The organism is Xanthomonas sp. PPL134 (assembly GCF_040595915.1).
GTDB lineage: Bacteria > Pseudomonadota > Gammaproteobacteria > Xanthomonadales > Xanthomonadaceae > Xanthomonas_A > Xanthomonas_A indica.
Genome location: NZ_JAMDLL010000004.1, coordinates 133775 through 156207, shown reverse-complemented (window position 1 = coordinate 156207; position 22433 = coordinate 133775). Strand labels below are relative to the sequence as shown.

The following is a 22433-nucleotide window of genomic DNA, read 5'->3' as shown; positions in this document are numbered from 1 at the left end:
CGGGAGGCGGATCCAGGTCATGCGCTCACACCACCACGTCGGCTTCGCCGAGATGGAGGGCCAGCCACACGGTCGGCTGCTCGGGATCGGTGAAGGTGACCCAATGCGGCGTGTCGGCCGGGATGAACAGATGGTCGCCCGGCGCCAGCGTCACCTCGCGCTCGCATAGCGCCACGCGCGCGCTACCGCGCAGCAGCACCACCCATTCGTCGTGCGCCTGCTGGTAGGGCGAATCCGGCGGCGTGGTCTGCCCGTGCGAGACGATGCGCTCCACACGGCAACCGGAGCGCCGGAGCAATTCGGTGAAGACTTCGCCGCCACGCGCATCGGGCAACGCGGCCAGCAGGGAACCGGACAGGACGCGGGCGTCGCTCATCTCACCGCCTCGACGAACGCAGGTGGGTCCGCTTGCATCGGCGCCGGCCGCCGTCTGCCGGGGCGATGGCGCTTGCGGCGGAGACCGGGGCGGCGGTGGCGGACGATGTCATGCACGCATGGACCGGGAACCATCGGGACTGCCGAGGATATCGCGAATGCGTGGCAGCGGGTCACTGCTCAGCAGCAGCGGCGCGTGTGGAATTCGTTAACGCCGTGGTGGACATGCGCGCGCCTCCCGAAGGAAGCGCATGCGACGCCGCGCACGGTGACATGGCGCAACGCGCGCGCCCAATCCGTCGCCACGATCGCCTCGGCCCCAGCACGGCGCGATCATCGCAACCTGCCAGCCGCACAAACGCACACGGCGCCGGGATCGCTCCCGGCGCCGTGTGCGCGGTCTGCCGCGGGCGGTGCGCGTCAGTGCGCGGCGTTGCCCGCCTTGGCCTTGTCCAGCATCTCCTGCACCGACACCGTGGTGATCGGGTGATAGCCGGGCTTGGCCTTGGCGAACACTTCCTCGGCGAAGGCCAGCCCGTCCGGGGTCTTCACCAGTTCGGCGTAGATCGGCAGGATCAGCTTGCGGCGGCCGACGCGGGCGATGAACTCGCCGGCGGCCGGGCGCGCGTCCACATAGCCGCTGCGGATCGCCAGCGGATACCAGCGCATGGCGATCTCGCCGTTGGCGGTGCCGGTGAAGTGATAGGCGTCGTCGAGCTGCTTGAGCTGCGCCGGGGTCAGCTTCTCGCCCAGGCCGCTGAGGAAGCGCGTCCACTCCTGGGTGCTCCACGCATCGGTCACCTGCTTGCCGGGCAGCGTGCCGCTGCCGGTCCAGGCGATGCGCGCGGTGTCGACCATGGCGAAGTTGCGCGAGCGCGCCTTCTGCGCGAACGCCGGGATGCCCGGTTCGTCCAGCCACGCATGCAGTTCCTGCGCGGTCACCGCATTCGGCTTCTTGGCCAGCAGGTGGGTCTTCAGGTACGCGACGAACTGGTCGGTGTTGGCGCTCTGGAAGGCGTGGTCGTCGAACCAGCCGCGCAGGAACGGATCGAAGGTGTCGCGGCCGAAGCGCTGCTCCAGGAACTGCAGGAACCACGCGCCCTTGACGTAGGCGACCTGGCTCAAGGCCTCGTCCGGATCGCGCTCGGTCAGCGCCGGCAGCGCCAGCGCCTGGTCAGCCGGGCTCATGCCCTTCAGCTCGGCCAGCAGGTCGGTCTGGTCGATCTCGCGCTCCATCTCCGCCGCTTCCGGGCCGTACAGCGCCTCGGTGATGCGCGCCTGCACGTAGGTGGTGAAGCCTTCGTTGAGCCAGATGTCCTTCCAGCTGGCGTTGGTCACCAGGTTGCCGGACCAGCTATGCGCCAGCTCGTGCGCGATCAGCGACACCAGCGACTTGTCGCCGACGATCACCGTCGGCGTGGCGAAGGTCAGGCGCGGATTCTCCATGCCGCCGAACGGGAACGACGGCGGCAGCACCAGCATGTCGTAGCGGCCCCAACGGTACGGGCCGTACAGCGTCTCGGCGGCCACGATCATCTTCTCGGTGTCCTCGAACTCCTTGGCCGCCTTGTCGACCATCGCCGGCTCGGCCCACACGCCCGAGCGCGCCGAGATCGGCTTGAACACCAGGTCGCCGGCGGCGATCGCCAGCAGGTAGGACGGGATCGGTTGCGGCATCTTGAAGCGGTAGTCGCCGTTGCGCACCGCCTTGGGATCGTTGTCGGCGCTCATCAGCACCATCACGTCCGGACGCGAGACCACGTGCGCGCTGTAGGTGAAACGCACGCTCGGCGTGTCCTGCAGCGGCACCCACGAACGCGCGTGGATGGCCTGCGACTGGCTGAACATGAAGGGCAGCTGCTTGCCCTCGGTCATCGACGGCTCCAGCCACTGCAGGCCCGAGGCGGTCGGCGCGGTGTGGTAGGCGATGCTGATCTTCTGCGGCTGGGTCGGTGCCTCGATGGTCAGCTTGCTGCCGTAGATCTTGTCGGCCGGCGCCAGCGCGTACTGCAGCGGCGTCATCTGGCCCTTGCCGTCGTCGGCCTGCACCTTCTCGATGGTCAGGTCGCGGGTGTCCAGCACCAGTTGCTTGGCGCTCTTGTCCTTCCAGTCCAGCGTGTAGGTGGCGGTGCCGCCGATCTGCTTGCTGTCGAAATCCAGCTTCAGATCCAGGGCCAGGTCCTTGATCACGACCTTGGACGGCTCGGCGTAGGACGTCTCGTCGTGGCTGCGGTCGGCCGGCTTGGCCGCGGCGGGCGCCGGCTTGGCGGCAGATGCGGCTGCATCGGGCGCAGGCGCTTCACGGGAACACCCGGACGCGACCATCGCGGCCAGGGACAACAACAGGAACGGGGAACGCATGGCAGTAACCGGTTCGAGGAAAACCCGCAGTTTACCGGAAGGCCGGGAGTGGGGATTCGGGAGTGGGGATTCGCAACAGCAGTACGCGCGTGCTGACGAATCCCGAATCTCCGATCCAAGCGGGGATTGGGAATGGGAGATTGGGGATTGGCAGCAGCGAACAGCCAGCGCGCTTACGCTTCCCGAATCTTCAGTCCCCAATCCCGCCTCCACTCAGATCTTGTCGCCGAGTGGATCGCCACGATGCCGCCGGCAAGGTTCTCGTAGTGGCTGCGGGCGAAGCCGGCTGCTTCCATCCTTGCCTTCGCGTCCTGCGGTGGATGCTTGCGCCGGCGCCGCCGGACCGCGTGTCGGGACTGAAGTCCCTCCCACAAGGCCGCACAGACCCGCAATCGGTCAGCAACCGATCGCCCGCTCTTGCGATTCCCGAATCTCGATTCCCCAATCCCGGCTTTCTGTGGCGGAGGCTTGCGCCGGCGCCGCCGGACCGCGTGTCGGGACTGAAGTCCCTCCCACAAGGACGGCACAGCGCCGCGATCGGTCAGCACCGATCGCCGCTCTTGCGATTCCCCAATCCCGGCTTCTGTGGCAGATGCTTGCACCAGCACCGCCGGACCCCGCGTCGGGACTGAACTCCCTCCCACAAGGACAGCCCAGCGCCGCGATCGGTCAGCAACCGATCACGCGCTCTTACGATTCCCGAATCCCGACTCCCGAATCCCGGCTCTAAATCTTATAGCCCGAATGGATCGCCACGATCCCGCCGGTGAGATTCTTGTAGTGACTGCGGGCGAAGCCGGCCTCTTCCATCATGCCCTTCAGCGCGTCCTGCGGCGGATGCTTGCGGATGCTCTCGGCCAGGTACTGGTAGCTGTCGGCGTCCTTGGCGAACAGCTTGCCCAGGCGCGGCAGCACCTTGAACGAATGGAAGTCGTACAGCGGCTTGAACCAGTCGGCGGTGACTTCGGAGAACTCCAGCACCCGCGCCTGGCCGCCGACCTTGAGCACGCGGTACATCTCGCGCAGCGCCGCGTCCTTGTCGGTGACGTTGCGCAGGCCGAAGGCGATGGTCACCAGGTCGAAGCTCTGGTCCGGGAACGGCAGCGCCTCGGCATTGCATTGCACGTAGTCCAGGCCCGCGACCAGGCCGCGGTTGGTGAGGCGGTCGCGGCCCACCGAGAGCATGCCGGCGTTGATGTCGCCCAGCACGATCTCGCCGTCGGCGCCGACCCGGTCCTTCAGCAGCGCGGCGATGTCGCCGGTGCCGCCGGCCAGGTCGAGCACGCGGTCGCCCGGTTTGACCTGCGCGGTGGCGACGAAATAGCGCTTCCAGACCCGATGGATGCCCATGCTCATCAGGTCGTTCATCAGGTCGTAGTTGCCGGCGACCGAGGTGAAGACCTCGCCGACCAGCTTCTGCTTGTCCTTGGCGGCGACGTCGCGGAAGCCGAAATGGGTGGTACCGGTCTTGTAGGGAGATTCGCTCATGCCGGGATTATCGCACTGCCGGCCGCTGCGTGCCGGTGAAGCGCCGCACGGGATGACAGCCGCCGGCCGCCTGGGCCAGACTGCCGGCAGACTCCCGTTCCCGCAGGCCATTCCATGCTGACCACGCCCAACTACCGCGCCCTGCTCGACACCGCCATCGCCGAAGCCCGCCAGGGCCTGGCCGAGGGCGGCATCCCGATCGGCGCCGCCCTGTACCACCGCGACGGCCGCCTGCTCGGCTGCGGCCACAACCGCCGCGTGCAGGAGGGCGACCCGTCCGTACACGGCGAGACCGACGCCTTCCGCAAGGCCGGACGCCAGCGCCGCTACAAGGACACCATCATGGTCACCACCCTGGCGCCGTGCTGGTACTGCAGCGGCCTGGTGCGGCAGTTCAACATCGGCACGGTGGTGGTCGGCGAATCGGTGACCTTCCAAGGCGGCATCGACTGGCTGCGCGAGAGCGGCGTGGAGGTCATCGACCTGCACAGCCAGGAGTGCATCGACCTGCTCGGCGGCTTCATCGCCGCCCACCCGGACGTGTGGAACGAGGATATCGGCGAGGACTGAGCGGCGTGCCGCGGGCGTCGGCGCGGCGAGCAGCAGGCACACCGCCGCGCCCACAGGCGAACCGCGGCCGCGCTTCGACGTTGCCCGGTGGGCGCGCGGCCCGCACCGCCCCGTACTTGCCGGCACCGCGTCGGCAAGCCTGCACGGCGCTGGCCTGAGCGCCCACCTGCCACCCGCGGCACCGGGAGGGCGCGCGCACCGAGTGTTATATTGTTTCAATATCGACACCGATCGCACTGCATGCCGTCCGCCGCCCTCGCCTCGCCTGCCTCCCTCGCCGTCCCCGCAACGCCCGCCGCGCGGCTGGCCTCGATCGATCTGCTGCGCGGCACGGTGATGCTGCTGATGCTGCTGGACCACGTGCGCGAGACCTTCTACCTGCATCACCCGGTCGGCGATCCGATGGAGGTGGAGGGCACGGCGCCGGCGCTGTTCGTCGCGCGCACCCTGGCGCACCTGTGCGCGCCGGTCTTCGTGTTCCTCACCGGCCTGTCGGCCTGGCTGTACGCGGCGCGGCAGGCGGACGGCCGCGCGGCGGCCGCCAGCTTCCTGCTCAAGCGCGGCCTGTTCCTGATCGTGCTGGAGCTGACCCTGGTCAACCTGGCCTGGAGCGGTGCCTTTCCGCCGCAGGCGCTGTACCTGCAGGTGATCTGGGCGATCGGCCTGAGCATGCTCGCCCTGGCCGCGCTGCTGTGGCTGCCGCGGCCGGCGCTGGCGCTGCTGGGCGCGGCGCTGGTCGCCGGTCACCACCTGCTGGACGAGGTGCAGGTCCAGGGCGACGGCCCGCTGGCCGCCGTCTGGGCCGTGCTGCACGACCGGCGCTGGCTGGAGCTGGGCGACCTGCGCCTGCGCACCTCCTACCCGGTGCTGCCATGGATCGGGGTGATCGCGCTCGGCTACGCCGCCGGCCCCTGGTACGGCGCCGCCACCGACCCGGCGCAACGCCAGCAGCGCCTGCTGGCCTGCGGACTCGGTGCACTGGCCGGGTTCCACCTGCTGCGCTGGCACAACGGCTACGGCGATGCGCCCTGGCAGGTGCAGGACGACCTCGCGCATACCGCGATGAGCTTCTTCAACGTCACCAAATACCCACCGTCGCTGCAGTTCCTGCTGCTGACCCTGGGCGTGGGCCTGCTGTTGCTGCGCCTGTACGAACACCCCACCGTGGCCCGCGCCCTGGCGCCGCTGGCGGCGATCGGCGCAGCGCCGATGTTCTTCTACCTGCTGCACCTGTACGTGTTGAAGCTCGCCTACCTGGCCGCGGTGGCGCTGTGGGGCACCAACCAGGGCGATCTGTTCGGCGTGGACAGCGTGGCCGCGCTGTGGGCGATCGCCGCCTTGTTGGGCCTGGCCCTGTACTGGCCCACCGCCGCGTTCGCGCGGCTGAAGGCGCGCCGCCGCGACCTGGCCTGGCTGCGCTACTTCTAACGAAGGGCCGGGATGGTTCATCTGCGTGCAATGCCGGCGTGCTCGACTGCGGCTTCCTTCGTCCGCGCCTGGAGACCTGCGATGTCCACCCGCCTGCCGCCGCTGCTGCTGATCGGTCTGACCCTTGCCGCATGCGCCGGATGCGCGACGGCGGCGAGCAAGCGCGACGCCTGGGTGGTGCAGCAGATCCACGACTACAACCATCCCTACGCCGCACAGCAGACCGAGCTGGACACCAAGATGGCGACCATGGCCACCAGCGCCTACGCCTTCTACCGCGGCACCGACCACATCTTCTACCAGGACATGAAGACCCTGCCGGGCTCGCTGTGGACCTCGCCGCAGACCGGCTACACCTGGCTCGGCGGCGACACCCACCTCGGCAACTTCGATGCGGCGCGCGACAGCAGCGGCAAGGCGGTGTTCAAGGTCGCCGACTTCGACGAGGGCCACCTGGGCCAGTACGTGTGGGACCTGCGCCGGCTGGCCGCGAGCATGGTCCTGGCCGGCCGCGACAACGGTCTGTCCGACAGCGACATCGGCGACGCCATCGACACCATGGTCGGCGCCTACCTGGACAAGATCGCCGATTTCCGCGGCAGCGACGCCGAAGCGAGCTTCCAGCTGAGCAAGCGCAACACCAGCGGCGCCGTCGCCAAGATCATCGACAGCGCCGACGGCAAGAGCCGCAGCAGCCTGCTGTCCAAGTACACCGTGGTCAACGGCGGCAAGCGCCGGTTCCAGGACCTGGACAACCTGGTCGCAGTGGACGCCAGCACCGCCTCGGCGGTGGCCGCGGCGATGAACGGCTACCTCGGCTCGATCTCTGCGTCCAAGCGCTATGCGTGGAGCTACTACACCATCAAGGACGTGCACCAGAAGCTGGGCTCGGGCACCGGCAGCCTCGGCCGCCTGCGCCTGTATGTGCTGATCGAAGGCCCGAGCACGTCGACCAGCGACGACGTGATCCTGGAATGGAAGCAGGAAGCGGCCAGCGTGGTGGCGGTGGCGGCGCCGTCGCAGATGCCGGCCTCCAGCTACGACAACAACGAGGGCGCGCGGGTCGCGCGCACCGCCAAGGCGCAGACCATCGACGCCGACGTGCTGGTCGGCTACGCCAGCGTCAACGGCACCCCGTTCTACGTGCACGAGAAGTCGCCGTTCCAGCAGGACCTGGACCCGGCCGCGCTGGACAGCGCCGGCAAGCTCGCCACCGCCGCCACCTACCTGGGCCAGGCCCTGGCCTCGGCGCACGCGCTTGCCGACCAGGACTACGACCCGAACGTGGTGCCCTACAGCATCGACAAGCAGATCGATCAGGCAGTCACCAGCAAGAGCGGCCTGACATCGGAACTGCGCCAGTTCGCGTTCGACTACGCGGCGCAGGTGCAACTGGACTGGCAGTCGTTCGTGGCGGCGTACAAGGCGGGTACGCCGCTGTATTGAGTTCGCGCCGGGTGCGGGCGGGCGACGCACGCGCTGTGCGGTTTTTGCGGCGGAGCCGCCTGTTGTAGGAGCGGCTTCAGCCGCGACGGGGCGTTACCGGGAAGGCCCGGTCGCGGCTGAAGCCGCGACTGCGACGTGCGTGACGTCGGCATGGCTATCAGGATCGGTGCACAGCGGCAGGCGCGGGCAACGCACCTGCCGCTGTAGCACGCGCCGGGTCTTACAGGATGTACCGGCTCAGGTCCGGATCCTGCACCAGTTCGCCCAGGTGCGCATCGACGTAGGCCGCGTCGACCGTGACGCTCTGCCCGTCGCGGTCCGGGGCTTCGTAGCTCAGCGTGTCGAGCAGGCGCTCGAGCACGGTGTGCAGGCGCCGCGCACCGATGTTCTCCTGGCGCTCGTTGACCAGGAACGCGATCTCCGCCAGGCGCGCGATGGCGTCGTCGGTGAAGCGCAGGCTTACGCCCTCGGTCAGCAACAGTGCTTCGTACTGCTTGGTCAGCGCCGCCTTCGGCTCGGTGAGGATGCGGATGAAGTCGTCCTTCGACAGCGCCGACAGTTCCACCCGGATCGGGAAGCGGCCCTGCAGTTCCGGGATCAGGTCGCTGGGCTTGGCCAGGTGGAACGCGCCGGAGGCGATGAACAGGATGTGGTCGGTCTTGACCGTGCCGTACTTGGTGCTGACGTTGGAGCCTTCCACCAGCGGCAGCAGATCGCGCTGCACGCCCTCGCGGGAGACGTCGCCGCCGGTGGCGCCAGCCTCGCTGCGCTTGGCCACCTTGTCGATCTCGTCGATGAACACGATGCCGTGCTGCTCGCAGGCCTCGATCGCCGCGGCGCGCACGTCGTCCTCGTTGACCAGCTTGCCGGCCTCTTCCTCGATCAGCAGCGGCCGCGCCGCCTTGATGGTCAGCTTGCGCGACTGCGACTTGCCGCCGCCCAGGTTGGAGAACATCTGCCGCAGCTGCTGGCCCATTTCCTCCATGCCCGGCGGGGTCATGATGTCCATGCTGACGTTGACCGCCACGTCCAGCTCGATCTCGCGCTCGTCCAGCTCGCCGGCGCGCAGCATGCGCCGGAACTTGCTGCGGGTGTCGCTGTCCTGCGCCGACGGCTCGTTGCGCGCGGCCTCCGGATCGAAGCCGATGCCGGCGCTGCGCCGCGGCAGCAGCGCATCGAGGATGCGGTCCTCGGCACGCTCCTCGGCCTGGGTGCGCACGCGGGTCTTGGCCTGCTCGCGGTACAGCTTGACCGCGGTGTCGGCCAGGTCGCGCACGATCTGCTCCACGTCCTTGCCGACATAGCCGACCTCGGTGAAGCGGGTCGCCTCGACCTTGACGAAGGGCGCATTGGCCAGCGTCGCCAGGCGCCGCGCGATCTCGGTCTTGCCGACGCCGGTGGGGCCGATCATCAGGATGTTCTTCGGCATCACTTCGTTGCGCAGCGCGTCGGGCAACTGCATGCGCCGCCAGCGGTTGCGCAGCGCGATCGCCACCGCGCGCTTGGCCTCGTGCTGGCCGACGATGTGGCGGTCCAGCTCCTGCACGATCTCGCGCGGGGTCATGGTGCTATGGGTATCGGTCATGGTCGGGAAATCGAAGAGGGAATCGGGAATGGAGAATCGGGAATCGGAAAGCAGGCGTCATCGGTGACGGAGACGAGAACCGCAGTTGCGATTCCCCAATCCCCAATCCCGAATCACAGCTCTTCGACCACCACGTTGCGATTGGTATAGATGCAGATGTCGCCGGCGATGTTCAGCGCTTCGACGGCGATGGTGCGCGCGTCCAGCGTGGTGTGGCCGAGCAACGCACGCGCCGCCGACAGGGCGTACGAGCCACCGGAGCCGATGGCGATGATGCCGTCCTCCGGCTCGATCACATCGCCGGTGCCGCTGATGATCAGCGAGGTCTCCTTGTCGGCCACCGCCAGCAGCGCCTCGAGCTTGCCGAGACGGCGTTCGGTGCGCCAATCCTTGGCCAGTTCCACCGCGGCGCGGGTCAGCTGGCCGTGCTTCTCCAGCTTGGCCTCGAACAGTTCGAACAGGGTGAACGCATCGGCGGCGGCGCCGGCGAACCCGGCCAGCACCTGGCCCTCGCGGCCGAGCCGGCGCACCTTGCGCGCATTGCCCTTCATCACGGTGTGGCCCAGGGTCACCTGGCCGTCGCCGGCCACGGCGACGCGGCCATCGCGGCGCACCGACAGGATCGTGGTGGCGTGGAAAACATTGGGGTTCTGACTGGGATCCATGCGGCCTCCGGAGCGATGACTCAGGTGTGGGGGCTGGCGACGCGCGGTTCAAGCGTCGTCGGTCGCAGACCGGTCGTCGCCGAGCCGGGCGTGCGCCGGCCACGCCGGATCGGCGCCGATGCCCCAAGCGAGCTGCCAATCCCTGCCCTCGGTCTCGATCGGGTGCAGGGCGCGTGCGGCGCCGTTCCCGCAAGCCGGATCGTGCGCGGCGCAATCGCGCTCGCAACTCCAGCACAGCCGTTCGGGGTGGCGCGGCGCCAGCGGAAAGGGGTTGGCCATCGGTGAGCCGTCACGACGTGGGAGGACAGTGTCGTCCTGCCTTTGCCGACTCGCCTTGATCCAGAACAAGCGCGGGTGCGCTAGCAACCGTGCGGTCGCGACCCAGCGCTCAGGACTTGCGCTTGGCCCGCGGGTGCGCGGCGTCGTAGACCTTGGCCAGGTGCTGGAAGTCCAGGTGGGTGTAGATCTGCGTGGTGGCGATGTCGGCATGGCCGAGCAATTCCTGCACGCCGCGCAGGTCGCCGGAGGATTCCAGGATGTGGCTGGCGAAACTGTGCCGCAGCATGTGCGGATGCACGTGCTTGAACAGGCCCTGGCGCCCGGCCAGTTGCTTGATCCGGATCTGCACCGCGCGCGCGCCGATCGGCGCCCCGCCGCGCCCGGGGAATACCGGTGCCGTGGCCTCGCCCCGGCTTTCTTCGCGCCATTCCAGCAAGGCCTTTCGCGCGTGCGAACCGACCGGCACCAGCCGCTGCTTGTTGCCCTTGCCCAGCACGCTGACCATGCCGGCGACGAAATCCAGATCGCGCCAGCGCAGCGCGCACAGCTCGCTCAGGCGCAGACCGGAGGAATAGAACAGTTCCAGCAGCGCGCGGTCGCGCAGGCCCAGCGGCGCATCGGTCGGCACTTCGACCAGGCGCACCGCCTCGTCGGCGTCGAGCACCTGCGGCAGCTTGCGTGGCGCCTTCGGTGCGCGCAATGCCGCGGCCGGGCTGCTGGCGATGTGGCCGTGCTTGAGCAGCCACGCGTAGAAGCTGCGGCACGCCGACAGACGCCGTTGCAGGCTCTTGGGCGACAGCCCGCGGCGGTGCTCGGCGGCGATGAACTGGCGCAACTGCGCGGCGTCGAGCGCGGCCGGCTCGCCAAGCAGGTTGTCCGCGGCCCACGCCGACAGCGCGGCCAGGTCGCGCCGGTATGCGTCCAGGGTATGCGCGGACATGCGCCGCTCGACCTGCAGATAGGCGAGGAAGCGGGACTCGGGCGTCGGCGCGGGGGATTCGGAAGACGCCGCGGCGCCCGCCGCCGACGCCGCGCTCGCGTGCGCGGCAGCGCCGGTTGCGGCGCTGTCCCGGGCCCCGGGTCCCGTGCCCCGAGTCCCGGCCGTGCTCATCGCTGCAACGCCACCGCCAGCGCCTCGCCCATCATGCGCAGGAACAAGGTGCCCATGCCGGGATAGAACCGGTTCGGGTCGCGGCTGCCGACCGCGATCAGGCCCAGGCCGGGCAGCGGCAGCAGCGCGGTGGATTGCACTTCGTCCACGCGCTCACCGTACAGCAGCGCCTGCTTTTCCGGTTGCAGGCGGCCACAGATCGGCTCGCCGTCCTTCAGGCAATCGCGGAACGGCGCCAGCCGCGAATCGTCCGCCGCCAACACCTGCAGCCACGGCGCCTGCTCCAGGCCCGGCAAGGGCTGCAGCAACACGATGCTGACCAGGTCGCCCTGGAAATCCTCCTGCAGCGAGGCCGCCATCGCGCGCACGCTGTCGGCGGCGCTGCGCTGGCGCATCAGCGCCAGGGTCAACTGGTGGGTACGCACCGCCAGCCGTTCGTTGACCTGCGCGTTGGCGGCCAGGTCGGCCAGCCGCCGCGACAGTTCGCGGTTCTTGTCGCGCAGCACTTCCAACTGGTAGCTGGCCAGCGACGCGGTGGGGCCGTCGTCGCGCGGCACCACCAGGGTCAGCGCCAGATCGGGAAACTGCTTGAGGAAGCCGGGATGGCGCCGCAGCCACGTGGCCACCTCGTGCGCACCGAGCTTGTCCTGGCTGTCGCTCATCGGATCCACTCTCCATCGAAGACGAACGTCGCCGGCCCGGACATCACCACCGGCGCGGTGTCGTCCGGCCACTGCACGCGCAGCTCGCCGCCGGGCAGGCTGACGCGCACGTCGCGCTCCACCCGGCCGCGCTGCATCATCACCGCGGCCGCCGCGCAGGCGCCGCTGCCGCAGGCCAGGGTCTCGCCGACGCCGCGCTCGTACACGCGCAGGCGCAGGTGACCGCGGTCGATCACCTGCACGAAGCCGACGTTCACCGAATCCGGGAACGAGGCGTGCTGCTGCAGCAACGGGCCCAGGCGGTCCACCGGCGCCGCATCGACCAGGCCCACTTCCAGCACCGCGTGCGGGTTGCCCATCGACACCGCGCCGAAGCGCACGCTGCCGCCCTGCAGCGGCAACACGTACTCATCGCGCGCGCGCGGGAAGCCGACCAGCGGCACGTCCTCCGGCGCGAAGCGCGGCACGCCCATCGCCACCGCGAACGCGCCGTCGGCGCCGCGGGCGATGTGATGACTGCCGGCAGGGCTTTCGATGACGAAATCGTCCGCGGCCGGCGCGCTGCCGTCGCGCACCAGCCAGGCCGCGATACAGCGCGCGCCGTTGCCGCACTGCCCGGCGGCACTGCCGTCGGTGTTCCAGATGCGGTAGCTGGCCACCGCGTCGGCGGCGTGCGGGGGTTCGATGGTCAGGATCTGGTCGCAGCCGACGCCGAAGTGGCGGTCGGCCAGACGCATCGCCAGTGCGGCGTCCGGCGGCGGGGTGCCGTCGCGCAGGTCGAGCACCACGAAATCGTTGCCCGCGCCCTGCATCTTGCTGAAACGCAGGCGCGCGTCGCGGCGGGCCTCACTCATTCCCATTGGTGGGCATGGTGGTGTCGTTGGCCGGCGGGCGCTGGCCGTCCACCGGTTGCGCCTGCCCGGCGGGATCGGTGGTCGCCGGCGGCGTCGCATCGGGCGCGGGCGTGGCGGGCGCGGCTTCCACCGGCACCGGCTTCTGCGGCATCACCAGCGGCCCCTTGTTGCCGCAGCCGGCCAGGGCCAGCAGCGCAGCGGCGGGGAGGACGAGACGGATCGAAGAAGAGGACGATGTGCTCATGCGCCGAGTATAGCCACACCGGCATGAACCGGCCGTGCCGCGGTCGCAGGCCGCGCCGCGCTCATTCGCGCGGCGGTTCCGGCCGCCACCACAGCCACAGCGCCACCACGCTCATGCAACCGATCGCCAGCGCCTGCACCCACGGCCGGTGCACGAACAGCAGCAGCACCAGCGCGCACGCGGCCATGGTCAGCGTCGCCATCCACTTGCCGCGGCGGCTGACCGCGCCATGCCGTTCCCAGTCGCGGATGCTGCGGCCGAAGCGCGGATCGCGCAGCAGGCGCCGGCGCAGCCGCGGCGAACCGCGCGCGGCGGCATAGGCGGCGATCAGCACGAACACCGTGGTCGGCAGCCCCGGCACGAAGATGCCGACGATACCGGTCGCCAGGCTGGCATAGGCCAGCAGCCACCAGGCCCAGCGGAAACGGGAGTGCGCGCGCATCGCGCCATGATAAGCCCGCGCCGGCGCGGGCAGACGTCGACCGCCTGCCGAGGCGATCGCGGTGCCGTGCGGCAGCGGCGGTGGGAGCCGCTTGAGCCGCAACGAGCGCAGCCATTGGCGTATCCGACTCATTGCAGTCGGGACTGAAGTCCCTCCCACAGGGAGTGACCAAGCCACCAGCGCTGCTGCCTGCTCTCGCGGTGATCAAGCGTTCCGCCCACCGTCCACCGTAGGAGCGGCTTCAGCCGCGACGCACGAAGCCACTGGTGCATCTGGTCTCACTGCAGTCGGGACTGAAGTCCCTCCCACAGGGAGTGACCAGACCATCAGCACCACGGCCGACCCTCGCGCGAGACACACGCGATCCGCCCTTCGTAGGAGCGGCTTCAGCCGCGACCCGCGTTACCGGGAATGCCCGTCGCGGCTGAAGCCGCTCCTACGCGGCGACGGCGCTTCCTGCCAGACCGCAAAGAGGAAGGCGATCGGTCAGCTGATGCCGCTCTTCCGAGTGCGCCAGGCCGCTCCTTGGGAGTTCCGTCATGGCGACGAACGACGCCAACGTCCCTTCAGACCTCAGCGCAGGCTGACCCGGCACCGCGCCCAAAGGATCGGCACATCGGCTGACCCGCAGGCCAGCCGACGCGCGCCACGCTCACTTGGCCGGCTGCTCCACGCCCAACTGGTCCAGCATGAAGGCGTAGGACTCGGCCATTTCGCGGTAACGACGGAAGCGGCCGGACTTGCCGCCGTGGCCGGCTTCCATGTTGACGCGGAACACGATCGGCTGGCTGCCGGTGTCGTTCTCGCGCAGCTTGGCCACCCACTTGGCCGGCTCCCAGTACTGCACCTGCGAGTCCCACAGGCCGGTGCCGACGTACATCGCCGGGTAGGCCTGGCGGGTGACGTTGTCGTAGGGCGAATAGCTGAGCATGTAGTCGTAGTACGCCTTCTGCTCGGGATTGCCCCACTCGTCGTACTCGTTGGTGGTCAGCGGGATGCTCGGGTCGAGCATGGTGGTGACCACGTCCACGAACGGCACCTGCGCCACCAGCACGCGGTAATCCTTGGGCGCCATGTTGGCCACCGCCCCCATCAACAGGCCGCCAGCGCTGCCGCCGGCCGCAGCGACGCGGTCCGGGGCGGCGTAGCCCTGCTGCACCAGCCCACGGGTGACGTCGATGAAATCGGTGAAGGTGTTCTTCTTGTGCAGCAGCTTGCCCTGGTCGTACCAGTCGCGGCCCATCTCCTGGCCGCCGCGGATGTGCGCGATGGCATAGACCACGCCGCGGTCGAGCAGGCTGACCACCGGCAGGTTGAACGCGGGGTCGGTGGACATGCCGTAGCTGCCGTAGGCGTACTGGTACAGCGCGGCGCTGCCGTCCTTCTTGAAGCCCTTCTTGTAGACCAGCGACACCGGCACCTTGACCCCGTCGCGCGCGGTCACCCAGACGCGTTCAGTCTGGTACTTGCTGGCGTCGTAGCCGATCACCGGCTGCTGCTTGAGCAGCTTGCGCTCACCGGTGCGGGTGTTGAGTTCGTAGGTGGTGGCCGGGGTGGTCAGCGAGGTGTAGCTGTAGCGTAGCCACGGCGTGTCCGGCTCGGCGTTGATCGACAGGCCCATCGAATACGCCGGCTCGTCGGCCTTGACGTACTCCTCCTTGCCGTCGGCGAAGTGCAGACGGATCCGCTCCAGGCCGTCGGAGCGCTCGGCGATGGCAGTGAAGCCGTCGAACAGTTCGAAGCCGTCGATGAACACCTTCTCGTCGTAGGGCAGCCAGCTCTGCCACTGGCTGCGCGCCGTGGCGCCGTCGGGCGCGGTCATCAGCGCGTAGTTCTTGGCCTTCCAGTTGGTGCGGATCACCCAGCGGCCGTCGAAGTGGTCGGCGTGGTACTCGACGTCGCGCTCGCGCGGCGCCAGCACGGTGAAGCGCTGCGGATCGGCGGCCGGCGCGTAGCGCTGCTCGGAGGACACGGTGCTTTCGACGCCGATGACGATGTACTTGTCGTCGCGGGTGCGGCCCACGCCCATGTAGAAGCTGTCGTCCTTTTCCTCGTACACCAGCACGTCCTGCGCCGCCGGGGTGCCCAGCACGTGCTTCTTGACCCGCACCGTCAGCAGCGTCTCCGGGTCGTTCTCGACGTAGAACAGGGTCTTGTTGTCGTCGGCCCAGACCACGTCCGGCGACACGCCGGGAATGCGATCGGCGTAGACCTCGCCGGTGTCCAGGTTCTTGAAGCGCACCACGTACTGGCGGCGGCCCACCTCGTCCTCGGTCCAGGCCAGAATGCGGTTGTCCTGGCTGACCGCCGCATCGCCGACGCTGAAATAGCCCTTGCCGGCGGCCATGATGTTGACGTCGAGCAGGATCTCTTCCGGCGCCTCCATGCTGCCCTTGCGGCGCGCCTGGATCGGGTAGTCCTTGCCGCTCTCGTAGCGGGTGTAATACCAGTAGCCGCGCTCGCGATACGGCACGCTGCTGTCGTCCTGCTTGATGCGGCCGACGATCTCTTCGTACAGCCGGTCTTCCAGCGGCTTGAGCGGCTTCAGCACCTGGTCGGCGTAGGCGTTCTCGGCGTTGAGATAGGCCAACATCTGCGGGTTCTTGCGCGTGTCGTCGCGCAGCCAGTAGTAGGCGTCCTGGCGAACGGCGCCGAACGGCGCCTTGACCGCGTGCGGCTGCTTGGCCGGATGCGGCGGAGTGGCCGCGGCGGCGGAGGCGGAGGAAGCGAAGGAGGCGGTCATGAGCAGGACAAGGCTCGCTAGCAAGGGGCGGTGGGGCATCTAATGGGGCTCCGGCGGCGGTAACGCAACGGGACGCGCCGCCCCGGCCGGGCGGCGGCAGCGGGCGGGCGCCGCGCAGTGCCGGCCGAGTCTCCCTGCAACGCCGCGCCGTGGCAAGCGTGCCGAGGCCGCGCGTTCGGGACGGCGTGGCATTCCGTGGCTCGGCGACCCGCGGCGCCGCGATGGCGCTGCGGCATGCCGCCGTTCGCGCCATGGCGCATGGGGCGTGCCGCGACCGCTTGTTCGCGGGGAACGCGACGCCTGACACGCCGACCGACACATGCACCGCGCCGCACGAGCGTTCCGCCTGGGTGCAGCGCACGCGGCGCCTGGCACGGCACCGCGCTTCGCAGTCCTCTCGACATCGCTAACACGCGCGACAGCACCCTCCTCTATCATCGGCGACATGGCTTCCCTTCCCGGCGACACCCTCAGTGCCTCGTCCGCCGCGCTTGGCTACAGCCAGCGCAGCCGCGAGATCGAACCCTTCCACGTGATGGCCCTGCTGGCCCGCGCCAACGAACTGGAGCAGGCCGGCCACGACGTGATCCACCTGGAGATCGGCGAACCGGACTTCACCACCGCCGCACCGATCGTCGCCGCCGGCCAGGCCGCGCTGGGCGCCGGCCATACCCGCTACACCGCCGCGCGCGGCCTCCCGGCCCTGCGCCAGGCGCTGGCGGACTTCTACCGGCAGCGCCACGACGTCGACCTGGACCCGGCACGCATCCTGATCACGCCCGGCGGCTCCGGCGCGCTGCTGCTGGCCAGCGCGCTGCTGGTCGATCCCGGCCGCACCTGGCTGATGGCCGACCCCGGTTACCCGTGCAACCGCCATTTCCTGCGCCTGGTCGAAGGCGCCGCGCAACTGGTGCCGGTCGGCCCGGACAGCCGTTACCAACTGACCCCCGATTTGGTGCAGCGGCACTGGAACGCGGACAGCGTCGGCGCGCTGGTGGCCTCGCCGGCCAATCCCACCGGTACCGTGCTGTCGCGCGCCGAACTGGCCGCGCTGTCGCAGACGCTGCGCGCCCGCGGCGGGCACCTGGTGGTGGACGAGATCTACCATGGCCTGAGCTACGGCATCGACGCGCCCAGCGTGCTGGAGGTCGACGACGACGCCTATGTGCTCAACAGCTTCTCCAAATATTTCGGCATGACCGGCTGGCGCCTGGGCTGGCTGGTGGCGCCGCGCGCGGCGGTGCCGTCGCTGGAGAAGCTGGCGCAGAACCTGTACATCAGCGCGCCCAGCATCGCCCAGCACGCCGCGCTGGCCTGCTTCCTGCCGGAAACGCTGCAGATCCTGGAAGCGCGCCGCGCCGAGTTCGCGCAGCGCCGCGACTACCTGCTGCCGGCGCTGCGCGCGCTCGGCTTCCGCATCGACGTCGAGCCGGAGGGCGCGTTCTACCTGTACGCCGACGTGTCCGATTTCACCGACGATGCGCAGGCGTTCTGCGCGCACTTCCTGGAAACCGAGCACGTCGCGTTCACCCCGGGCGTGGATTTCGGTCGTCACCGCGCCCGCCAGCACGTGCGCATCGCCTACACCCAGAGCCTGCCGCGGCTGGAACAGGCGGTGGAGCGGATTGCGCGTGGACTGACGCGCTGGGCGCGCTGAGGCGACCAACAACGGCACGGGACAGCGACTGGAGCCTGGCATGCTCATCTACCGCGAAGCCATGGAATCGGATCTGCGTGCGATCTGCGCACTCGGCGAAGAAGTCAATGCGCTGCACCATGAGGCATTTCCCCACGTCTTCGCCGGCGCCGGCGATGCGGCGCACTGGAACAGCAGCATTGGCCGGGACGATGCCACCACCTTCGTCGCCGAAACACAGGGCGTTCTCGTCGGCTTCGTCACGGTCGGCATGGTGACGGAATCGCACTCGCTGCTGCAGCCGATGCGCTTCGGCCGGGTAGGCAGCATAGGCATCACCGGCCGCCATCGGGGCCAGGGCATCGGCCCGGCGCTGATGCAGCGTGCGCACGACTGGGTGGCACTGCGTGGCGGTGTCGAAATGCGCCTGAACGTCTGGGCCTTCAACACGCACGCGCTGCACGTGTACGAAGAACTGGGTTATGAGGTCCGTTCGCTGACCTTGGTCAAGCCTTTGGCCGGCGGCGCCTGAGCACCCGCTGCGGCGGCGACCTGAAATCGAGCAGAGAGCAGGCATGGCGTCGACGCGATCGCGACGCGACGCGCTGCGCGTGGGCTCGCGCGTTCACTGGCTCGCAGGCACCAGGCCAGGCAATGGTCCGCGCCCCGACCGGGACGCGGACCGCACCATTCACTTGGACAGCTGCTCCCACAGGAAGCTGTACGCCAGCGCCTGCATGTGCGCCGCCTGCGCGTTGTTGGCCGCGCCGCCATGGCCGCCTTCGATGTTCTCGTAGTAGGTCACGTTCTTGCCGGCGTCGATCATCTTCGCCGCCATCTTCCGCGCATGACCCGGATGCACGCGGTCGTCGCGGGTGGAGGTCAGGAAGATCACCGGCGGATAGGTCTTCTTCGGGTCGAACAGGTGGTACGGCGAGAAGGTCTGGATGAACTTCCAGTCGTCGGTGTCCGGGTTGCCGTACTCGGCCATCCACGAGGCGCCGGCCAGCAGGTGGCTGTAGCGCTTCATGTCCAGCAGCGGCACCTGCACCACCACCGCGCCGAACAGCTGCGGGTACTGCATCAGCATGTTGCCGGCCATCAGCCCGCCGTTGCTGCCGCCCTGCACGCCCAGGTGCTTGGCCGAGGTGATCTTGCGCGCGACCAGATCCTGCGCCACCGCCGCCATGTCCTCGTAGGCCTTGTGCCGGTTCTGCTTCAGCGCCGCCTGGTGCCAGCGCGGGCCGTACTCGCCGCCGCCGCGGATGTTGGCCAGCGCGTACACGCCACCCTGGTCGAGCCAGGCGCGGCCCAGGCTGCCGGAGTAGAACGGGGTCATCGAGATCTCGAAACCGCCGTAGGCATACAGCAGGGTCGGCGCGCTGCCGTCGGCCTTGAGCTGCTTGGGCCGGACCAGGAAGTACGGGACCTTGGTGCCGTCCTTGGACACGGCGAAGTGCTGCTCGATTTCGTCCTTGGACGCGTCGAAGAAGCTCGGCATCGCCTTCAGCGTCTCGATGCTCTGCGGCCCGCGCTGCACATCGGCCAGCATCAGCGTGGTCGGGGTCAGGAAGTCGGTGGAGGTCAGCCACACCTGGTCGTTCTCGTCGGCATCGACCGCATCGACGCTGGTGCTGCCGAAGGCCAGGTCACCGACCGGGAACGCCGTGCGCGCCCACTCGCCCTCGCCCGGGGTCAGCACCCACAGCCGGCTCTTGACGTCGTCGAGCACGTTCAGCACCAGCCGCGACTTGGTCCAGGCGAAGGACGCCAGCGACGCGGTCTCGGTCGGCGTGAACAGCACCTGGAAGTTGCGCTTGCCGGCCATGAAGTCGTCGAACTTGGTCGCCAGCAGCGCACCGGCCGGGTAGGTCGTGCCGCCCACCGTCCACGGATCGCGCAGCTCCAGGGTCAGCCACTGGCGGTGCACGCCCTTGTTGGCCGAATTGGGCACGTCGATCTTGGTCAGGCGGCCATCGGTGCCGCGCAGGTACATCTCATCGTTGTAGAACGCCAGCGTGCGGCTGACGAAATCGCGCTCGTAGCCGGGCGTGTCGTCGTGCATCGCCGCGATGTACATGTCGTCCGGCTTGCCCTCGTAGACCAGCGTGGCGCTGCTCATCGGGGTGCCGCGCTTCCACTGCTTGACGACGCGCGGGTAGCCGGAGCTGGTCAGCGAGCCGGGGCCGAAGTCGGTGTACAGATAGACGGTGTCGGCATCGATCCAGCTCAGCCCGCCCTTGGCCTCGGGACGGAAGAAGCCGTCCTTGATCCACTGCTTGCTGCTCAGGTCGAACTCGCGGGTGACGTCGGCGTCGGCGCCGCCGCGCGACAGCGCGATCAGGCAGCGGCGGTACTCTGGGCGCAGGCAGTTGGCGCCGTGCCACACCCAGTTCTCGCCCTCGGCCTTGTTCAGCGCATCCAGGTCCAGCACCGTCTCCCACTTCGGCTCGGGCTTGCGGTACTCGTCCAGGGTGGTGCGGCGCCACAGGCCGCGCTCGTGCGCGCGGTCCTTCCACAGGTTGTAGTAGTACGGGCCGATCTTCTGCACGGCCGGGATCTTGGCGTCGGAATCCAGCACCTCGCGGATGCCGGCCTCGCGGGCCTTGAAGGCGGGGGTGTCGGCCAGACGCGCCTCGGTCTTGGCGTTCTGCGCCTTGACCCAGTCCAGCGCCTTGGCGCCGGTGACGTCTTCGAGCCAGGCATAGGGGTCTTGGGGCATCGCGGTTTCCTTGGCCGCGGCGGTGCCGGCGGCGAGCAGGCCGGCGATCAGGCAGGCGTGTGCGAGTGAGGACATGGTTCGGATCCGGGAAGGACAGCGCCGCACCGTAGCATGCGGCCTCGCCGCCCTCCCCTGCCGAAGGTCAGGCTGGGCGCGCGCTCCGCAGCGCCGGCCGGCGCCGCCGCGCCTGCGCCCGCGGCCGGGCCCGCCATTGCCCCCACAGCCGGCGCAGCGGCGGCAGCGGGAAGCGATGCAGGGCCCACCAGGCGCTCAGCGGCATGCCCAGCAGCCACAGCGGCCGCCAACCCAGCCATTCGCTGTGGCCGCGCGCGGCCGGCCACACCAGGACCAGGGCCAGTCCGGCGAGGATCGCCTGGCGCAGCAGGCGACGCAGGCCGGGGTGCGGGACGTGGTGGCGCGGGGACGACGAGACGATCGGCATGGCGGCAGTTCCTGGAAGTCGAGGCGCGCAGGTTGCCGCTGCGACATCTCAGAGGCTGCGACGCATCATTGACATGGCGCACGCGCATACTTCACCGGCATTCGCCCTTCGCCCCGGAACCCTCCTATGCGCCTGCTTTCCCTGTTCGCTTCCGTGCTGCTGCTGGGCATGGCCGTCCCCTTGGCGACGGCCCGCGCCAAGTCGCCGGACCCGGAACAGGAGCCGGCACAGCCGCCGATCGATCTGCAACGCTTCATGGGCCGCTGGTACGTGATCGCCCACGTGCCGTACTTCGCCGAGCGCGGCCACGTCGCCAGCAGCGACGAGTACACCCTCAAGGACGACGGCAAGATCGCGGTGCGCTACGAGTACCGCAACGGCTTCGACGAACCGGTCAAGGAGCTCAACTCCCGCGCCACGGTCAAGGAAGGCACCGGCAACCGCCGCTGGACCACCTGGTTCTTCAGGATGGTGCCCACCAAGTACCGCATCCTGGAGGTGGCGCCGGACTATTCCTGGGCGCTGATCGACTACCCCGGCCGCGACCTGGCCTGGGTATTCGCACGCTCGCCGAACATGAGCCACAAGCAATACCGCGAACTGGTCGACAAGCTGGACCACCAGTACGGGGTCAACATCGACAAGCTCAAGCGCGTGCCGCAACGCCGCGACCAGGTCGGCAAGCTCGGCTTCGAAGTGCCGAACAAGCCCTAGGCAACACCCTGGGCCAGGCCGGTCGCGACGAACGACCCGGCCCGCGCCGCCGGCGCACCCGGTGCCGCCCTTACGCCGTTCGGTCCGCAGCGTCCCACGGCTGCCAACGCTCGCCGCCGCGCCATCGCACGCCCGGCATGGGAGCGACGCCACGATCACCCGCCGCTCAGCGAAGCGCCCGGCGCCGCCCGTATGATCGGGGCGCCCTCCCCCACAGACAGGTGCATCGCTTGGCCAGCGTCCTTTCCGAACCCCTCGACGAAGCGCCCCGCGGCTGCGCGGACGCCACCCTGCTGCGCGGCCAGGTGTTCGCGCAGAACTGCCCGTCCCGCGCCGTGCTCAGCCATGTCACCAGCCGCTGGGGCGTGCTCGTCCTGGTCGCCCTGCGCAAGGGCACCCACCGTTTCGGCGACCTGCGCCGCAGCCTGGAAGGCGTCAGCGAGAAGATGCTGTCGCAGACCCTGCAGGCGCTGGAGGCGGACGGCCTGGTGCAGCGCACCGCCTACCCGGTGGTGCCGCCGCACGTGGAGTACGACCTGACCCCGCTCGGCGAGGAAGCCGCGGCGCACGTGCACGCGCTGGTGGACTGGATCGAGCGCAATATCGGCGTGATCCTGGGTGGCGGCGCGCCACTGGACGCGGCCTAGGCGTCCATCTCCAGGCTGC

General features: G+C 69.4%; 20 protein-coding genes and 2 pseudogenes. 7 read left to right on the top strand and 15 right to left on the bottom strand.

Annotated elements, in window-relative coordinates; all coding sequences use genetic code 11:
- Window positions 1-25 precede the first annotated feature (25 nt).
- The 4 genes and pseudogenes from M3U25_RS10570 to ubiE form a co-directional block, all read right to left on the bottom strand.
- Complete coding sequence (locus M3U25_RS10570) at window positions 26-376, bottom strand: cupin domain-containing protein (protein ID WP_355498976.1); 351 nt, start codon at window positions 374-376, stop codon at window positions 26-28.
- A 419-nt stretch (window positions 377-795) separates the two neighbouring features.
- Complete coding sequence (locus M3U25_RS10565; RefSeq protein ID WP_355498979.1) at window positions 796-2736, bottom strand: M1 family metallopeptidase; 1941 nt, start codon at window positions 2734-2736, stop codon at window positions 796-798.
- Between the two features lie 173 nt (window positions 2737-2909).
- Window positions 2910-3065, bottom strand: a pseudogene (locus M3U25_RS10560) (class I SAM-dependent methyltransferase); the annotation flags it as partial.
- A gap of 397 nt (window positions 3066-3462) precedes the next feature.
- Complete coding sequence (gene ubiE, locus M3U25_RS10555) at window positions 3463-4224, bottom strand: bifunctional demethylmenaquinone methyltransferase/2-methoxy-6-polyprenyl-1,4-benzoquinol methylase UbiE (RefSeq protein ID WP_160945464.1); 762 nt, start codon at window positions 4222-4224, stop codon at window positions 3463-3465.
- 114 nt (window positions 4225-4338) lie between these two features.
- Between ubiE and M3U25_RS10550 the strand changes: the two genes are divergently transcribed.
- The 3 genes from M3U25_RS10550 (at window position 4339) to M3U25_RS10540 (ending at window position 7668) form a co-directional block, all read left to right on the top strand.
- Window positions 4339-4794, top strand: coding sequence for a nucleoside deaminase (locus M3U25_RS10550; protein WP_355498983.1), 456 nt, complete (start codon window positions 4339-4341; stop codon window positions 4792-4794).
- A 240-nt stretch (window positions 4795-5034) separates the two neighbouring features.
- Window positions 5035-6222, top strand: a complete 1188-nt coding sequence (locus M3U25_RS10545) for a heparan-alpha-glucosaminide N-acetyltransferase domain-containing protein (RefSeq protein WP_355498986.1) — start codon at window positions 5035-5037, stop codon at window positions 6220-6222.
- Between the two features lie 81 nt (window positions 6223-6303).
- Complete coding sequence (locus M3U25_RS10540) at window positions 6304-7668, top strand: DUF2252 family protein (protein ID WP_355498989.1); 1365 nt, start codon at window positions 6304-6306, stop codon at window positions 7666-7668.
- A 220-nt stretch (window positions 7669-7888) separates the two neighbouring features.
- On the opposite strand, the gene hslU is transcribed toward M3U25_RS10540, so the two are convergent.
- From hslU to M3U25_RS10495, 9 genes and pseudogenes are all read right to left on the bottom strand, one after another.
- A complete protein-coding gene (hslU, locus tag M3U25_RS10535) occupies window positions 7889-9253 on the bottom strand; it encodes an ATP-dependent protease ATPase subunit HslU (protein ID WP_017912058.1) in 1365 nt (454 codons plus the stop codon).
- Between the two features lie 113 nt (window positions 9254-9366).
- Complete coding sequence (hslV, locus tag M3U25_RS10530) at window positions 9367-9918, bottom strand: ATP-dependent protease subunit HslV (RefSeq protein ID WP_010341232.1); 552 nt, start codon at window positions 9916-9918, stop codon at window positions 9367-9369.
- A gap of 48 nt (window positions 9919-9966) precedes the next feature.
- Window positions 9967-10197, bottom strand: a complete 231-nt coding sequence (locus M3U25_RS10525) for a DUF3079 domain-containing protein (protein ID WP_355498993.1) — start codon at window positions 10195-10197, stop codon at window positions 9967-9969.
- 109 nt (window positions 10198-10306) lie between these two features.
- Window positions 10307-11167: pseudogene (gene xerC, locus M3U25_RS10520) on the bottom strand (tyrosine recombinase XerC); the annotation flags it as partial.
- Between the two features lie 137 nt (window positions 11168-11304).
- Window positions 11305-11970 carry a DUF484 family protein gene (locus tag M3U25_RS10515; protein ID WP_242160108.1) on the bottom strand — a complete coding sequence of 222 codons (666 nt, stop codon included), beginning with the start codon at window positions 11968-11970 and terminating at the stop codon, window positions 11305-11307.
- Complete coding sequence (dapF, locus tag M3U25_RS10510) at window positions 11967-12824, bottom strand: diaminopimelate epimerase (protein WP_355498997.1); 858 nt, start codon at window positions 12822-12824, stop codon at window positions 11967-11969. Before dapF ends, M3U25_RS10515 begins: the two co-directional genes overlap by 4 nt.
- Window positions 12817-13068: a lipoprotein gene (locus M3U25_RS10505; RefSeq protein ID WP_355499000.1), complete on the bottom strand. Its 252-nt coding sequence runs from the start codon at window positions 13066-13068 to the stop codon at window positions 12817-12819. The genes dapF and M3U25_RS10505 overlap by 8 nt, the downstream gene beginning before the upstream one ends.
- Before the next feature lie 61 nt (window positions 13069-13129).
- On the bottom strand, window positions 13130-13510 hold the full coding sequence (locus tag M3U25_RS10500; RefSeq protein ID WP_355499002.1) for a YbaN family protein: 381 nt from the start codon (window positions 13508-13510) through the stop codon (window positions 13130-13132).
- Window positions 13511-14162: 652 nt separating this feature from the next.
- Entirely contained in the window at window positions 14163-16253 is a 2091-nt protein-coding gene (locus M3U25_RS10495; protein ID WP_184502642.1) for a S9 family peptidase, read from the bottom strand.
- Between the two features lie 445 nt (window positions 16254-16698).
- Between M3U25_RS10495 and M3U25_RS10490 the strand changes: the two genes are divergently transcribed.
- Together M3U25_RS10490 and M3U25_RS10485 are read left to right on the top strand one after the other, a co-directional pair.
- The gene (locus tag M3U25_RS10490) at window positions 16699-17910 is read left to right on the top strand and encodes a pyridoxal phosphate-dependent aminotransferase (RefSeq protein WP_355499006.1); all 1212 of its coding nucleotides are present in this window, start codon (window positions 16699-16701) and stop codon (window positions 17908-17910) included.
- Between the two features lie 40 nt (window positions 17911-17950).
- Window positions 17951-18421 (top strand): GNAT family N-acetyltransferase, encoded by a 471-nt coding sequence (locus M3U25_RS10485; protein ID WP_355499008.1) that lies wholly within the window; start codon window positions 17951-17953, stop codon window positions 18419-18421.
- Between the two features lie 159 nt (window positions 18422-18580).
- Here M3U25_RS10485 and M3U25_RS10480 read toward each other — a convergent pair whose 3' ends face one another.
- Together M3U25_RS10480 and M3U25_RS10475 are read right to left on the bottom strand one after the other, a co-directional pair.
- Window positions 18581-20686, bottom strand: coding sequence for a prolyl oligopeptidase family serine peptidase (locus tag M3U25_RS10480; RefSeq protein ID WP_160945473.1), 2106 nt, complete (start codon window positions 20684-20686; stop codon window positions 18581-18583).
- Window positions 20687-20753: 67 nt separating this feature from the next.
- Window positions 20754-21053, bottom strand: a complete 300-nt coding sequence (locus M3U25_RS10475; RefSeq protein ID WP_160945474.1) for a hypothetical protein — start codon at window positions 21051-21053, stop codon at window positions 20754-20756.
- 168 nt (window positions 21054-21221) lie between these two features.
- On the opposite strand from M3U25_RS10475, the gene M3U25_RS10470 reads away from it, so the two are divergent.
- Both M3U25_RS10470 and M3U25_RS10465 read left to right on the top strand, forming a co-directional pair.
- Entirely contained in the window at window positions 21222-21767 is a 546-nt protein-coding gene (locus M3U25_RS10470; RefSeq protein ID WP_242082090.1) for a lipocalin family protein, read from the top strand.
- Window positions 21768-21997: 230 nt separating this feature from the next.
- Window positions 21998-22414 (top strand): helix-turn-helix domain-containing protein, encoded by a 417-nt coding sequence (locus tag M3U25_RS10465; protein ID WP_160945476.1) that lies wholly within the window; start codon window positions 21998-22000, stop codon window positions 22412-22414.
- Window positions 22415-22433: the final 19 nt, after the last annotated feature.